This is a genomic window from Streptomyces sp. NPDC001604 (genome assembly GCF_042893475.1).
Taxonomy (GTDB): Bacteria; Actinomycetota; Actinomycetes; order Streptomycetales; family Streptomycetaceae; genus Streptomyces.
Genome location: NZ_JBIAUY010000010.1, coordinates 24,027 through 37,397 on the forward strand (window position 1 = coordinate 24,027; position 13,371 = coordinate 37,397).

The following is a 13,371-nucleotide window of genomic DNA, read 5'->3' on the forward strand; positions in this document are numbered from 1 at the left end:
AAATGCCGAGGGCGGACGCGAAGCCCGTCACGAAGTCCTGAGTTAGAGATCTTTATGGGTGCGGGTTACGTCGGCTGGGTGTGACTGCGCTTGATCGAGCGGCGACGTGAGCCGGCGACGGAGCACTGCGTTCCGACGGCGCGGGACGGCCGGTGGGTCCTGGCGTTGATTGGCGACTCTGGGGGCTGTTGTGTCAGTGGCGCCGGTTATGTTGCTGGGCATGACAAGTTGGATCGACTGCGGCGTCATGGCGTGGGTGGACGAAGAGCGATATCGGGAAGACGAAACCGTCCTGGTGTACTTCAAGGGGACCAGCCTGGCCGCCATGGCCGAAGGTCTGTCGGCGCAGCAGCGGCCGCCGTTCGCCTACGGCAACGACACAGAACCCGGCGACTGGGGCGTGATCGTGCACCACATGTTCAACCGTGACGACTATGACGAGATCGACTACCGCGAGCTGTGCCCTTCGGGCGCTGAGCTGATGGTGTTCGTTCCCAATCCGTGCGTTGCCAAGGCCCACGGGCCCAAGGCGTACCACTACAAGGACGGCCAGGCATCATCCTGCATCGACTACGAGGACCCCGACCACGTCGGAGAGTACTGGCCCAACAAGATGGCCCCTCTCATCACGGCGGCCGGTCTGGACCGTCAGAGCGAGACCTACGAGGAGCAGCTGACCCAGCTGATCTGTGACCACATGGGGCTGCCCGCACTGGATCGCGACACCATCACGGTGGACCGCGACCTGGTGGCCTCCTACTACTAGGAGGTCTGTGACCTCCGGGGTTACGGCGGTTGGATGTCGAGTCCGCTCTCGGCGATGAGTCCTCGATGAGGCGGGGCCGGTACTGCATTCGTTTCAGCCGCGTCTTCACCAACGTGGTGAGTTGGTCGAGGCTGTGTCTGGTGAGGTTGGCCAACGACCTCTTCAGGCGCGACCACACCCTCTCGACGGGGTTGAACTCGGGAGCATACGGCGGCAGCTGGTAGACGGTCAGCCATGATCGGGCGGCGATCAGACCGTCCATGGTGCGGCTGACGTGCGTGTTCAGATGGTCCCAAACCAAAACGATCGGCCCGCCGAGCTGCCGGTGCGCGGCATCCAGCAGGCGGGCGTATTCGGTCTCGGTGAAGCCCTTACGACGGCCCTTGGCAGGGCCGCGGTCGAGGTGGATGCGGTAGATCAGCCGGGCCGGTGGTCGGCTTTAATGCAGATCAGCGCCGCCATGGAGACACGTTTGCTGCCCTGGGCGGTGACCCGCACGACCGGGGTGCGGCCGGCCCCGCTGGCCCCAGGTGCGGCCCTTGGGCGGCCTCAAGACCTGATCAGCTTCGTCCTCGAAGCAGAGCCAGGCGCCCAAGTCCCCCGCCCTCTTTTTATGGCGGGCCACTGCTCGTCCTTCCAGGCGGCGATCTTCGCCTCGTTGCGCTCGGTGCCGGTCTCGGCAGCGAGGCCGGCGAGCTGGGTCTTCCACCCGCGGGTGCGGTAGCCGTTGGAGCCCCCGCCATCGGCGGTGATCAGCAGCCGGCGGGCGCGGGGGTAGTCGTGCCGACCGCGGGTCTGCTACCAGCGCCGGATGGAGGCGACGGCGAAGGCCGCGGCTGCCACGCCGACAGTTCGACGAGCACGACCTGCACCATGAACTTCCAGGTCAAGGCCGGCACTCGCGACATGACCAACGTCGTGTCGGACGCGAAGGCCGGCACGTGGCACATCTACGCCAGCGCCTTCGGGACCTGCGAGCTGAGGACCACCGTCGAGGCCACCGCCGACGACTACTACCGCTGTGCCTTCCCCAACACCACGACCACGCCGGCCATCAACGCCGCCGGCGACTACGTCGACGTGACGTACAACGTGCCCGGAGGGGTTATTCCTAACAGCCCTACTCGTGACGCCCGGCGGCACCGGCACCAAGACCCTTCGACCGCCGCAAGGACAGGGCCTGGAAGTGCAATGGTCGACGCCGGATGAGCTGGACGAAGGGCCCGTAGGGTTGAGTCGGGCCGGCCCTTTCCGCCGCCGCAGTAATGCCAGCAAGCCCACTGGTGTGCACTGATAAGCTCCCGTCGCCCACTCAGGGCATGCACATTTCATTCACAGGCTGTCGGGGCTCTCGGGGCCGCGGCCGGCAGGGTGAGGGGCCGGGGGGTTCCGTGGAGGTCAGCAAGGTCGTGCGACGCTGTCTGTTCGGCAGAGGGGGTGCGGCCCTGGTAGTGACCGTCGTCCTCGCCGCGGGTGCTCCGGGCGCCGTGCCCACCGGGATGACGGCTGTCGGGGCTGACCAGGTCGTCGGGGCGGGCGAGGTCGTGCTCCCCGCTGCGGACCGCAGAGCCACGCGCAACCCGGTGTTCATCGGCTTCGGCGACACCGGTGTGTTGTCGAATCCCGAAGGCTCCAGCGGCTGGCTCTGGACCGACTACGCGACGCGCCAGACCCGGCAGGTGACCGAGTTCGCCGGCACCCAGCAGCCCAATGGACTCGCTCAGTCGGACACCACCTACACCCTGTCGACCGACGCCGAGGGCCGACGCGTCGTGCGGTTCCGCGCGATGGGCTCCGGCGAGGACCAGGGCTCGGTGACCGTCCCGAACGGTCTGACCTATGCGGGGGCGGCCGGCAAGGGTGTCGTGGTCGCCTACCTGGGCGGCTCGACCAACGTACGCGAACTGCACCTGCTGAAGCAGGCGGCCGGGGGCGGCACCGAGGACACGAAGGTGACCGGCTGGCCCGCCGACGCGAAGCTCCTCGCATTGAGCGGGATTGACGACCGCTCCCTGCTGCTGCGCTACCGCGTGCCGACCGAGGACCCCCAGGTCTTCCTCTACCAGCTCGTCCTCGTCGACGTCCGCGACGGGACCTGGACCAAGCTGTTCGCCCCCTACAACACGAACTCGGCCCGACTGCCCGTCCTGAGCGAGGACTACGTCGGCTGGTGGTACCCGGGAGCCGGCGCGCGGCTGCTGCGTCGTGACGCGCTGGACGGACCGGTGACCACCGTTCCGGCCCAGGGCACCGTAGGGAAGACCGACTTCACGGTCATCGGTGACGACGTCGTGGTGGCCACCTACGGCGACGAGACACGTGCCGTGCTCACCCGGCCCCTCACCGACGCGGGCGAATGGCGCACGCTGCTCCCGGAGATGGACGGCTGGGTCCACGCGTCGGCGGATGGATCGGCTGTCGTGGTGGGCGGTCCCGACAAGGCGCACTGGGCCATGCACCGCATTTTCGAGGCGTCGGACGGGCAGATCGTCACCGAGGAACTGATGGACCTGCCGCCGGTGCCCGCGCCCGTCGACGGACTGTCGCTGACAGGCGGCACCCTTGCCTGGACCGACCAGACCGCGCCCCCGTCCTACGACGTCATGTTCAACACGCGCACCGTGTCGGCCGACGCGGTCCCCCAGGTGGGGCCGGTCCGCCCGGCCGGCGGATGGGTCAAGCCGTGCATTTTCACCTACAGCTGTGTGCGGCTGTTCGGCACCGACGACGGATCCGTGGTCTACAACGACTTGGACAACTCCCAGCAGGTGCACCGCCGTACACCCGCCGGCGAGATCCAGACGCTGACGGTTGACGGCTTCTACGGCGAGGTGAGCGCTGCGCAGGGACGGTACGCGCTGCTCTCGGGCGGTGCGAACCACAAGCAGTTCCTCGTCGACTGGACGCAGTCCAAGGTCGTCTCGACGCGCACGGCGACGGCTGCCACCCTGTGGGACGGACAGATGTGGACCACCACGTCCACCGCCGGACACCTGTCGATGAGCCGCCTCGGCTCGACGGCCGCGGCGGTCGACGTCAACGTCGGCTCGGCGTGCGTGCCCAGCGAGCTGCAGGTCAACGGCCGGTTCCTCTACTGGGCGTGCGCCGCACAGAAGAAGGCCGGCGTGTTCGACCGCTCCCGCGGACGGTCGGTGGCCGTACCCGTGGGGGACGCGCTGCTGGCCGACGGGTTCCTGGTCCGCCATGACAACGAGCGCGGAAAGCTGGTGCGCACCGACGTCCGCTCCGGGCAGGCGGTGAACTTCGACCTGGCCGATCTGCCCGCGACGAAAAACCTCATGCCCGAGGGCAGCACCTCGGACCGACGCGTCCGCTGGACCCTGGATCCTGACAGTGGCCGCGTGGCTTTCGTGGACGCCGACGAACGCATCCATCTGATGCCCGCCGGGACTCTCGCTGCTCCCGTGCGGCGCGATCACGCGGGCCGCGACGGCATCGGCGACCTGCTCACCCTCAGCTCCTCCGGCGCTCTCACGTTCCAGCAGGGCACCGGCAACGGAACGTTCTCCGACGCATTGAGCGGCAGCGGTTGGCCGACCTCCATCAAGGCCGTGCCGTTCGGCGACCTCAACGGCGATCGCTGCAACGACGTCCTGGTGCGGCTCAGCAGCGGAGCCCTTCGCGCCTACGAGCCGGGGTGCGGCGTCGCGCTGACGCCTTCGACGTCGTACACCTCTCTGGGCACGTCCGGCTGGAACCAGTACGACGTGCTGACCGCGCCCGGTGACGTCACCAAGGACGGCCGCCCCGACCTGATCGCACGAAACGCCTCGACCGGGACGGTGTACCTCTACAAGTCCACCAGCACCGCGACGTTGTCGGGACGGGTGAAGCTCTACGACAACTGGAAGGCGTACAAGAAGGTCGTCGGGGCCGGGGACCTGAACGGTGACGGCATCGGCGACCTGCTCGCCCAGGACACCGCGAACAACCTGTACCGGTACTACGGCACCGGCACCGGCACGTTCGGCGCCCGCACGAAGATCTTCTCCAACTGGGGCGGCTCCTACAACGTGATCGTCGGCGTCGGTGACATCACCGGAGACGGCAGGGCCGACCTGGTCTCCAGGGACAGCGCCGGCAACCTCTGGCGCAACAACGGCGACGGCAAAGGATCCTTCGGAGCGCCCGTGAAGATCGCCACCGGCTGGCAGGGCTACAAGGGCCTCTTCTAGGAGGGCACTTCTTGGCCACCGTCGCGACGTGTGTCATGCCCAGCACTGACGCCTCAAGCGCAAATGCGTGGAGCCGGCCGGGACCGGACACGTCTCGAAGGAGACGCCGGCGGAGCGCTCCTGTGGTTGTGCACCTCGCGCATACTCTCGCCGACCCTCCCTGTTCTTCATCGAAGGTCCAAGGAGAGGCCTGTCGAGGGCGAGGAGCAGACGAGGAGCAGACGAGGAGCAGCCGCACGTCGGCTACCAGGGCACGGTGAGGCGCAGAGGGGCGGGCCCCGAGCGGTCCATGGGGATGACCACGTCGGCTTCGAAAGGTTGCATGCGGTCGAGGAGGGCGAGGGTGTCCGTGTGATGTCCCAGATCGGCGGCGATGCCCAGGTCTTCGATGTCCAAGGGCCGGCTCTCGCGGCGCGGCCGTTCAAGGCGGCGATGAGCAGGATGAGCGGCTGCCCCAGGGACTCGGTCATGGCGGTCCGTTTCAGTTCGAGCGACACCGCCTCCGCCGACACCGCCTCCGCCTGGTCGGGCTGCGACAGCCAGCGGAAGGGACGGCTGTCACCGCGCGTGCCGCACACCTGCAGGCTACCCGCCGCGCCTGGCCGACCCGGCTGTCGCGGAGGCGGTCGAACGGCAGACCGGAGCGCTGCGCGAGCTCGGCGCCCCTGCGCTTCCCGAGTCTGAGACTGCGCCGGATGGTGCGCCGGCCGCGATCGCAACGGCGCGTGCCTGGCGTCGGCGTGACCACGTCCCGACCTCAAAGAACTACGCGCCGCGGTCCGGAACGTGCGTGGCTGACGGCGCTCCGAGGGGCTCTTTGCAGTGCGCGCCGGTCCGGCAGACACAGACCGGCGTGGCTCCGGGGCTGCGGGGGCCGCCGCAGCCAAGGCCGAGGTCCTGCGCGTCAACGGCATCGTCGACGCGTACCACGGTGAAGGGCGCCCGGTGACTGCCGGGCGCCCTTTGTTCGTTCATGGCCGAACAGCAGTGCCTCCTCTGCTCCTGCACACCCCCTTTCGGGACCTTGGCGTCGCTTTTCGGCCGCATCAACAATCCCCATGGGAGTGCACGTAGCGCACATATGAGCCAGAGGAGACACAGCATGGGGCGGGATTCGATCAACCAGCAGAAGTACCCGAGCCGGAGAAGACGGGTCGGCCTAGGTGTGGCAGCGCTGGTGGGCGGGTGGCTGCCACCGATGGTGGGCGCTGACAGTGCCGCGGCTCAGCCACCCCAGCAGTTCAGCTTCACGTCTCCAGGGCAGTTCACCTTCACGGTTCCCGGCAGTCCCACTTCGGGCGCCCCGAAAATCCTGACCGTCAGGGTCTGGGCTTCCGGGGCCGGCGGGAGCGGTGGAGCCGGAGCAGGCGGCGGAGGCGGTGGCGGGGGAGGTGGAGGCGGAGGCGGCGCAGCCGGCGGAGGCGGAGGCTCCGGAAGCTTCGTGAAGTGCACCGAGGTGGCCGTCGCCGGGGAATCCCTGACCGTCGTGGTGGGAGCCGGTGGCGCCGGCGGCAACGCGGGGACCGGCGGGGCCGGTGGCTCCGGCGGCGGCAGTGGCGGCCCCTTCGGCGGCGGTCCCGGCAGCACAGGCACCTCCGCCGCCCTCGGCACAGCCGGTGCGGAGAGCAGGGTGACCGTCACCACGGGTGTGGACCTGGCCTTCGCCCCGGGCGGCAATCGCGGCACCAGGGCCGCCACGGGCGGCTCGGGCGGCGGAGGCGGCGCTCCCGGTCTGCTCGGCGGGGCCGGCGGGCTCGGCGGTGGCGGCGGGGGTGGCGGCGCCATCACCGGTTCCGGCGGTACAGGCGGCGGAACAGCACTCGGTGGCGGAACACCACACTGCCTGACTGCTCCCGGCATCCCGGAGAACATGGTGAACGGCAACGACGGCAGCGCCGGCACTGTGGGCAGCCCCGGCGGGGCCGGTGCCAGTGGCGCGAGCCGGTCGGGCGGCACAGGCGGTGCCGGCGGAGGTGGCGGCGCAGGCGGCAGCGGCGGCGGTGGCGGGGCCGGTGGCCCGGCCATCAGCGCCGACGGATTCACCTTCGGTGCAGGCGGCAACGGCGGCGGTGGCGGCAAGGGTGGCGTCGGCGGCACCGGCGGTACCGGCGCCACCAGCGGCGGTGCCGCCGCCACGAACGGCTCCGCGGGCAGCACCGGGGACAACGGCACGGCCGGGAGCCCCGGCGGTGACGGGGCAGTCGTCATCGACGTGGCATCGGTTCCGTAGGCAGCGCCCCAAAGGGGCGCGGGGCTGTGACACATACGGCTCCGCCGCAATGGGGGTCCCCCTGCTCGAGCGAAGCCGAGAGTGGGGAGCGACAGCCCCGCAGCCAACCGACGGCCGATCGCGGCGCCTCCAGCGAAGTGGCTCCCAGCGACCCTCACCGCCCTGAACGGCGGGGGCCGTCTGTATGAGAGCGCTACCCGCGGACTGGGCGTGACCCGCGTCGCCACCGACGACGGCACGCCCGTCTCCATCGGTATCTTCCGGGCCCTGGCCAAACGCGGCCTCGTCACCCGCGACACCAGCACGCCCCGGTCATCGGCCAGAAGATCACCGTGCCCGAGCAGGGGCAGCAGGCCGTTGCGCGGCCGCGCCCCCACGCCGCGCTGCGTACCGCGGTCTCCGCCCCGCCCAAGACCGCGGTCGCGCAGTGAGCCCACCAGTGACCGCGTACGCGCCCGACGACCGGGTCATTGTCTCCGCCAGGACGATTCCGACGCCGTGATCACACCAGCCACATGGAGATCATTGCAGCTCTGAGCAGCTGCCCGGCGAACATCCGTCCGTTAGGGACAGGCAGAACTCGTTGCCTTCGGGATCGGCCAGGACGATGTTGTCCGCGTGCCGGGCCTGAACAGTCGCGCCAAGAGTGGTCAGACGCTGGATCTCAGCTTCCGGGTCCACAGCAATCAGGTCCAAGTGCACCCGATTCTTCCCGGCCTTGGCCTCTGGCACGAGCTGGAACCACAGACACGGTCCTCCCTCTGGCGGCTCGACAAGAACGGTGGGGTCATCCTCGGTACTGGTGATCCCCAGGGAGTGCAGGCGGGCAAGTTCCGCATCATCGTACGGCGCGATGGCATAGCCGTCCAGGGCCGCAGACCAGAAGCGGGCCGTGGCCGCAGGGCGAGCGCAGTCGAAAACGATGTCGTGGAGTCGCGCCATCCACCCATGGTCCACGCGTCTGGTCGACGGTGTCACCCAGATGTCAGAACACGGGTGACGCTGGGGGCTGGTGCCCGGGAGGTATGGCTGCAGATGCGGCTGAGCCGCCACGATCTGCACGCCGAGGGGGTTCGCCCCTGCTCTCCGACGTACAACGCCCACACGGACGGGCCGCGCACCAGGAGGATGGCGGCATGGCAGCCCGACCGTTCACGAAGGTGCACGGGCACCCTCCCAAACACCTCGAGGCATCTCACATCCCCATAAACGGGAGCAAGTGGGACGCTTAGGTCATGGCCCTTCGACCACGGCCGGACTTCCGAGGCTCCTGGCAGCCGGGGCACACACCCGCGCTTCTCATCATCCCACTGGGGCTGATCGTCACGGTCTGTGTAGTCGATGTGCTGTCTCCGCCGCACATCCACCTCGGTCCGCTGCTGGTGGCAGCACCCGCGATCACGGTGGCGTTCGCCGGGGTCCGAATGACGGCACTGATGGGGGCTCTGGCGGTGGCAGCCCAGGTGCTGATCGGCGCGCTCAGAGGGGTCCTGCCCACCGCCAACATCCAGGCGCAGATCGCCGCCCTGATCGTCGTCTCCTGCATCTGTGTCGCCATCTGCATGGTCCGAGACCGGCGTGAGCGCCAACTCCACCAGGTGCGGTCGGTGGCCGAGGCAGCGCAGAGCGTGCTGCTGCGACCGTTGCCCGCACACGCCGGCCCACTGCGGATCGCCGGCCTGTACCTCCCCGCCGAGGAGGAAGCCGAGCTGGGCGGAGACCTCTACGCCGCCGCACGGACCGCCCACCACAGCACCCGGCTCCTCATCGGCGACGTACGCGGCAGCGGCCTGGCCTCGATCAACAACGCCGCCCTGCTGCTGGGTGCCTTCCGCGCGGCCGCCCATCGCCAGGCCACCCTCCCCCGCCTCGCCGTCCACCTGGACGCCGCGTTCCGCTGGGACAACAGCCAGTGGCGACCACCGGCGGAGCAGGACACCCACGAGGACTTCGCCACCGCCACACTGCTCGACATCCCCGACCACGATCCGGTCGTCCACCTCATCGCCTGCGGCCACCCACCGCCGCTCCTCCTGCGCGGCACTCAGCTCACCCCCCTCACGGCCGAGGCGAGCCACCTCCCGATCGGATTCGGCGGGGTCTTCGGCATCACCGCCTACGAGGTCCAGACCTTCCCGTTCGAGGTCGGCGACCTGCTACTCCTGTACACAGACGGCGTCATCGAAGCACGCAACGCCGACGGACTGTTCTACCCCTTCACCGAACGGGCACCCGAGTGGACCAAGGACGACCCTGAGGAACTCCTGCGCCACCTCCAGGACGACCTGCTGGCCCACGTCCACGGACACCTCGACGACGACGCGGCCGCAGTGGCCATCCGCCGTCTGGCCGTCTGAACCCCGGTCACCTGGGCCCGCCCGCACGGCCATCAGACTCCGCTCATCCTCGCCCCGGCCCAGCAGTGTCAGTGCAGGGCGCCGAGCGCGTTTTCACCTGCGTGAGGGTCCGCCGGCATTATTCACCCGGAAGTGTGCCGGGGTACTGCGTCTCGCGCCGCGCCGCGTCGCAGTGAGCACGTGGTGTGTGCTGGTGGAGACCCTGTCCTGAGTGCCGGCGAGATCAGCTTCCGCGAGGAGTCCGGGCGGTGGGCGGTCGACGAGGTCAGCAATCAAGCGACCGGCTACTGCCCGGACGTCAGCTCGTGGTCGGCCGTCGTCTAGGCCCTGGCCTTCGCGAGGCTCTGGCTCCTTGGCCGAGGACATAGATGCCGGACACGGGGGCGAGGAGCGCAACGGTCCTCGCCCCCGCCTGTGTCTACGGCCCTTCTCTTCCTTCTCTTCGCAGTCGTCCGGCACGAAGCCCCCCACGGGAACGTGCACAACTGCATCGCGTCGCCGAGAACCGATTGCGCCGACGAATGCGAACAGAGGATGGCTGTCTCATTAAGCACCGAGGCATCCGTCGACTCGCGGATCGGGTTGCAGCAATGCGTCGTCGACATGGACCCTCGCCTGGAGGCGGGCGATCGGCGGACCATCGTCGCCGCTGTCATCTGTCTGCACCTGCTGCGCCGGCCTCCGGGTGACAGCGCCGCGCCGGGGTAACTGGAGTGTGGCTGCGGCGCCCGGGGACTACTGCGCGCCGGTTCCCTGATCGACGAAAAGCCCGGCCCTGGTGGCCACGAGCGTGCCGTTGGCCGCGGGATCCTGTGGCGCGGCAAGGACCTTCTCACTGTTGCACAGCAGCTGGACCTTTCCCGCCGCCGCCAGGGTGACCGTCCCCGTGGCGCTCAGCGAAGCCTCGTTGTAGCCGCTGCCGCGAGGCGTGGCCATGTTGGGGCCACCGGTGACCCTGCAATTCCCCTTGTCGGCGTAGATGAGGAAGGCGGATCCGGTCAGGGTGTACGTCCCGGCAGGAAGGGACAGAGCGACGACCTGCGTGTCCGTCGTCCCGATGGAGTGCACTGCCGTCGCCTTGTAGACGTCGCCCGGAGCGGCGGACGCGGCGGCGCTTTGCGCGGCATTCGCAGTGGCTCCCGCGTAAGTCGCTCCCAGGGCGGCCATGACGATGGCTGACATCCCCATGGTTCTGATCTTCACGATTCTGCGCATGCCAACTACCCCCTGAAATGCAAGATTGACGTCCGCTCAAAGTACCGTCACTGCAGTTTTATTGGGCGGAGTGCGGTCCGCTCGCCCGAATGGCCACCGGCCCGTGGATTTCGGTTCCCTTTCTGTTTACGGAGCGTCTTCAGCGTGGCCACTGAAAACGTAGGGATAGGGCGACGCCGGTGAGGCTGAGGGAAGGGCCGCAACATACAAAGCCCCCGTGCCGTTGGGGGGAGGCGTTCGAAGGCCAGACCTGCTCTTGTGCCTCACCCCGCGGGCCGGCTGTTGTCAATGAAGCGGGTCCGCCCGGCCCAGCGGTCGCGACCATGACCGGTCAAAGTGCGATCCGACCCTCCCGGGCCGACCCTCGGTTGCCGCCCGAGGGGCATTCCCGCCCGACGCTCACCGCGTCGCGACGTCGTGGGCCGTGCCGTCCGTGATGGCCTGGAGTTTGTCGGGATTGGCGACGTTGTGGATGGCGGTGATACGACCGTCGGCGTCGAAGTCGAAGGTGACGGTGGCGATCACCCGGTTCGGGGCGCTGAACACCATGCCCGGGCCGCCATTGATCTCGACCAGCTCGGCGCGCATGTCGGCGGGCTGGACACCCTGGTAGGTGACCGTGCCGATGGCCGAGAACCACGAGGCAACCGTCTTCGCCCCGACGACCGGCTTGAGTGCTTGACGGACCTTGCCGCCGCCGTCGGTCCACAGGGTGACGTCCGGGGACAACAGCTCCATCAGGGTGTTGATGTCACCACCGGTCGCAGCGGCGAAGAACCGCTCGGTGACCTCGCGCCGGCGAGAACGGTCGGCGGCAAACCGGGGTCTGCGGGCCCGTACGTGCTCTCGCGCGCGGTGCGCGGCCTGTCGTACCGCCGCCTCGGACCGTTCCACCGCCTCCGCGATCTCGGCGTGGCTGAAGCCGAAGACCTCCTTCAGCACGAAGACTGCGCGCTCCAGCGGGCTCAGCGTCTCCAGGACCACCAGCATCGCCATCGACACCGACTCGGCGTCCATGACGGCATCTGCGGTGTCGCCGCTGGTGAGGATGGGCTCCGGCAGCCACGGGCCGACGTAGGTCTCGCGCTTGTGCCGGGTGGAACGCAGGCGCTCCAGCGCCAGGTTGGACACGATCCGCGTCAAGTACGCCTTGGGATCAGCCACTTGGGAACGGTCGGCCGACGACCACTTGATCCAGGCGTCCTGCACCGCGTCCTCGGCGTCGGCTGCGGAGCCGAGGACGCGGTAGGCCACGGAGAACAGCAGCCTGCGGTACTCCTGAAAGACGTGCTGGTCGGCGCTCACTCGGCACTCTCGGCGACGCGGGTGAAGCGGCCGCCGTGCGGCCAGAACGCGCCCGAGGCGGGCATCTTCTTCATGCGGCCGAAGGTCGGCCAGGGCGAAGCAGTCACCGTCTCCTTATAGCGGGCCGCCATCCGGCCGGTCAGATGAATTCGCCGCGGGCTGTCGTCGGGGCGGGTGAACTGCACCACGGCGTCGTGCCGGCCCAGGCTCACCGGCGTGTGGTAGTAGCCGAAGCGGAACGGCTTGGGCCGCTTGCCCTTCAGCGTGCGGACGATCGACACTGCGGCGTGCACGCCGGTCGGCATCCCGCCCTGGCAGGTGCCGTGCATGACGCCGTACCCCTGGCGGATCGCGGCGGCGTCACCGATGGCGTACACGTCGGGGTGCGACACCGAACACAGCGCGGTGTCGGTGACGATACGGCCGCGTTCGTCGACGGCCAGTCCGGCGGCGGCTGCCAGTGGCGACACCCGCGTACCGCTCGTCCACAGGACGACATCGGCGGTGATGCTCTCCCCGCCCGCCAGTTCGACCGACCCGGGCAGCGCCTTCACCACCTCGACGCCACTGCACACCTCGACGCCGAGGCGGTCCAGCGCCGACTGCAGGTACGCCCTGGCCTTCGGGTTCATGGACGCACCGGGTTCGTCCCGGCCCAGCAGTACGACGTTCAGCTCCGGATGCCGCTCGGCGATCTCCGCGGCCGACTCGACGCCGGTCAGCCCGCTGCCGACGACCACCACTGTGCCGCTGCCGAGCCGCGCCAGCCGATCGGCCAGCGCCTCGGCATCCTGGGGGCTGTTGAGGGTGTAGGCGTGGTCGTCGACGCCCGGCACCCCGATCGTGTCGGCCACGCTGCCCAATCCGTACACCAGCGTGTCGTAATGCAGGACCCGGTCGTCGTCGATCCGCACCGTCCGTGCGTCCGCGTCCAACGCCGTCACCCAGCCACGCACGAACTGTGCGCCCGTGCCCTCGAGCACCTCCGGAATGCTCAGTTCGGCAAGCTGTTGCCCAGTGGCCGTCATGTGCAGCCGCAGTCGCTCGGTGAACCGCTCCTGCGCGTTCACCAGGGTCACCTGCACGTCCTCGCGCCGCTTGAGCCGCGACGCGAGCTGGATGGCCGCGGACATGCCCGCGTAACCCGCGCCCAGGATCAGAACGCGGTGGGTGGTGGTCTCCGTATCGGTTTCGTGCCGTGCACTCATCGCTTTGCCTTTCTCCACTCGCTCTTGACGACCAGTGGATGGAGGCTGCGGGCCAGTCCGTGACATGAGATCGATGTGACGCATGCCACGGTCG

The 13,371-nt window shown here is 69.1% G+C and carries 12 protein-coding genes and 1 pseudogene; 6 read left to right on the top strand and 7 right to left on the bottom strand.

Annotation, left to right across the window (positions count from 1 at the left end; translation table 11 throughout):
• Nucleotides 1-220 precede the first annotated feature (220 nt).
• Nucleotides 221-766: a hypothetical protein gene (locus ACFY1E_RS25980; RefSeq protein WP_389079865.1), complete on the top strand. Its 546-nt coding sequence runs from the start codon at nt 221-223 to the stop codon at nt 764-766.
• On the opposite strand, the gene ACFY1E_RS25985 is transcribed toward ACFY1E_RS25980, so the two are convergent.
• The gene (locus ACFY1E_RS25985) at nt 729-1,067 is read right to left on the bottom strand and encodes a transposase (protein WP_389079867.1); all 339 of its coding nucleotides are present in this window, start codon (nt 1,065-1,067) and stop codon (nt 729-731) included. The two genes, ACFY1E_RS25980 and ACFY1E_RS25985, sit on opposite strands and share 38 nt — an antisense overlap.
• Between ACFY1E_RS25985 and ACFY1E_RS25990 the strand changes: the two genes are divergently transcribed.
• Entirely contained in the window at nt 1,041-1,490 is a 450-nt protein-coding gene (locus tag ACFY1E_RS25990; protein WP_389080201.1) for a hypothetical protein, read from the top strand. The two genes, ACFY1E_RS25985 and ACFY1E_RS25990, sit on opposite strands and share 27 nt — an antisense overlap.
• Here ACFY1E_RS25990 and ACFY1E_RS25995 read toward each other — a convergent pair.
• Nucleotides 1,436-1,600: pseudogene (locus ACFY1E_RS25995) on the bottom strand (ISAzo13 family transposase); the annotation flags it as partial. The gene ACFY1E_RS25990 and the pseudogene ACFY1E_RS25995 sit on opposite strands and share 55 nt — an antisense overlap.
• Nucleotides 1,601-1,639: 39 nt before the next feature.
• On the opposite strand from ACFY1E_RS25995, the gene ACFY1E_RS26000 reads away from it, so the two are divergent.
• A complete protein-coding gene (locus ACFY1E_RS26000) occupies nt 1,640-1,975 on the top strand; it encodes a hypothetical protein (RefSeq protein WP_389080202.1) in 336 nt (111 codons plus the stop codon).
• A gap of 182 nt (nt 1,976-2,157) precedes the next feature.
• On the top strand, nt 2,158-4,962 hold the full coding sequence (locus tag ACFY1E_RS26005) for an FG-GAP repeat domain-containing protein (protein WP_389079868.1): 2,805 nt from the start codon (nt 2,158-2,160) through the stop codon (nt 4,960-4,962).
• Nucleotides 4,963-5,205: 243 nt separating this feature from the next.
• Here ACFY1E_RS26005 and ACFY1E_RS26010 read toward each other — a convergent pair whose 3' ends face one another.
• The gene (locus ACFY1E_RS26010; RefSeq protein ID WP_389079870.1) at nt 5,206-5,358 is read right to left on the bottom strand and encodes a hypothetical protein; all 153 of its coding nucleotides are present in this window, start codon (nt 5,356-5,358) and stop codon (nt 5,206-5,208) included.
• Nucleotides 5,359-6,403: 1,045 nt separating this feature from the next.
• On the opposite strand from ACFY1E_RS26010, the gene ACFY1E_RS26015 reads away from it, so the two are divergent.
• A complete protein-coding gene (locus ACFY1E_RS26015) occupies nt 6,404-7,192 on the top strand; it encodes a hypothetical protein (protein ID WP_389079871.1) in 789 nt (262 codons plus the stop codon).
• A gap of 522 nt (nt 7,193-7,714) precedes the next feature.
• Here the strand turns inward: ACFY1E_RS26015 and ACFY1E_RS26020 are convergent.
• Entirely contained in the window at nt 7,715-8,134 is a 420-nt protein-coding gene (locus tag ACFY1E_RS26020; protein WP_389079873.1) for a VOC family protein, read from the bottom strand.
• Between the two features lie 293 nt (nt 8,135-8,427).
• On the opposite strand from ACFY1E_RS26020, the gene ACFY1E_RS26025 reads away from it, so the two are divergent.
• Nucleotides 8,428-9,549, top strand: a complete 1,122-nt coding sequence (locus tag ACFY1E_RS26025) for a PP2C family protein-serine/threonine phosphatase (protein WP_389079874.1) — start codon at nt 8,428-8,430, stop codon at nt 9,547-9,549.
• A gap of 735 nt (nt 9,550-10,284) precedes the next feature.
• On the opposite strand, the gene ACFY1E_RS26030 is transcribed toward ACFY1E_RS26025, so the two are convergent.
• From ACFY1E_RS26030 to ACFY1E_RS26040, 3 genes are all read right to left on the bottom strand, one after another.
• Nucleotides 10,285-10,737, bottom strand: coding sequence for a hypothetical protein (locus ACFY1E_RS26030; RefSeq protein ID WP_389079875.1), 453 nt, complete (start codon nt 10,735-10,737; stop codon nt 10,285-10,287).
• 426 nt (nt 10,738-11,163) lie between these two features.
• Nucleotides 11,164-12,069, bottom strand: a complete 906-nt coding sequence (locus ACFY1E_RS26035) for an RNA polymerase sigma-70 factor (RefSeq protein ID WP_389079877.1) — start codon at nt 12,067-12,069, stop codon at nt 11,164-11,166.
• Nucleotides 12,066-13,277: an NAD(P)/FAD-dependent oxidoreductase gene (locus ACFY1E_RS26040; RefSeq protein WP_389079878.1), complete on the bottom strand. Its 1,212-nt coding sequence runs from the start codon at nt 13,275-13,277 to the stop codon at nt 12,066-12,068. Before ACFY1E_RS26040 ends, ACFY1E_RS26035 begins: the two co-directional genes overlap by 4 nt.
• Nucleotides 13,278-13,371 lie beyond the last annotated feature (94 nt).

Bases quoted from the DNA above. Each gene is read 5' to 3' on its own strand.
- ACFY1E_RS26000 (WP_389080202.1), top strand. From the start codon at position 1,640: ATGAACTTCCAGGTCAAGGCCGGCACTCGCGACATGACCAACGTCGTG.
- ACFY1E_RS25980 (WP_389079865.1), top strand. From the start codon at position 221: ATGACAAGTTGGATCGACTGCGGCGTCATGGCGTGGGTGGACGAAGAG.
- ACFY1E_RS26030 (WP_389079875.1), bottom strand. From the start codon at position 10,737: ATGGGGATGTCAGCCATCGTCATGGCCGCCCTGGGAGCGACTTACGCG.
- ACFY1E_RS26040 (WP_389079878.1), bottom strand. From the start codon at position 13,277: ATGAGTGCACGGCACGAAACCGATACGGAGACCACCACCCACCGCGTT.
- ACFY1E_RS26020 (WP_389079873.1), bottom strand. From the start codon at position 8,134: ATGGCGCGACTCCACGACATCGTTTTCGACTGCGCTCGCCCTGCGGCC.
- ACFY1E_RS26025 (WP_389079874.1), top strand. From the start codon at position 8,428: ATGGCCCTTCGACCACGGCCGGACTTCCGAGGCTCCTGGCAGCCGGGG.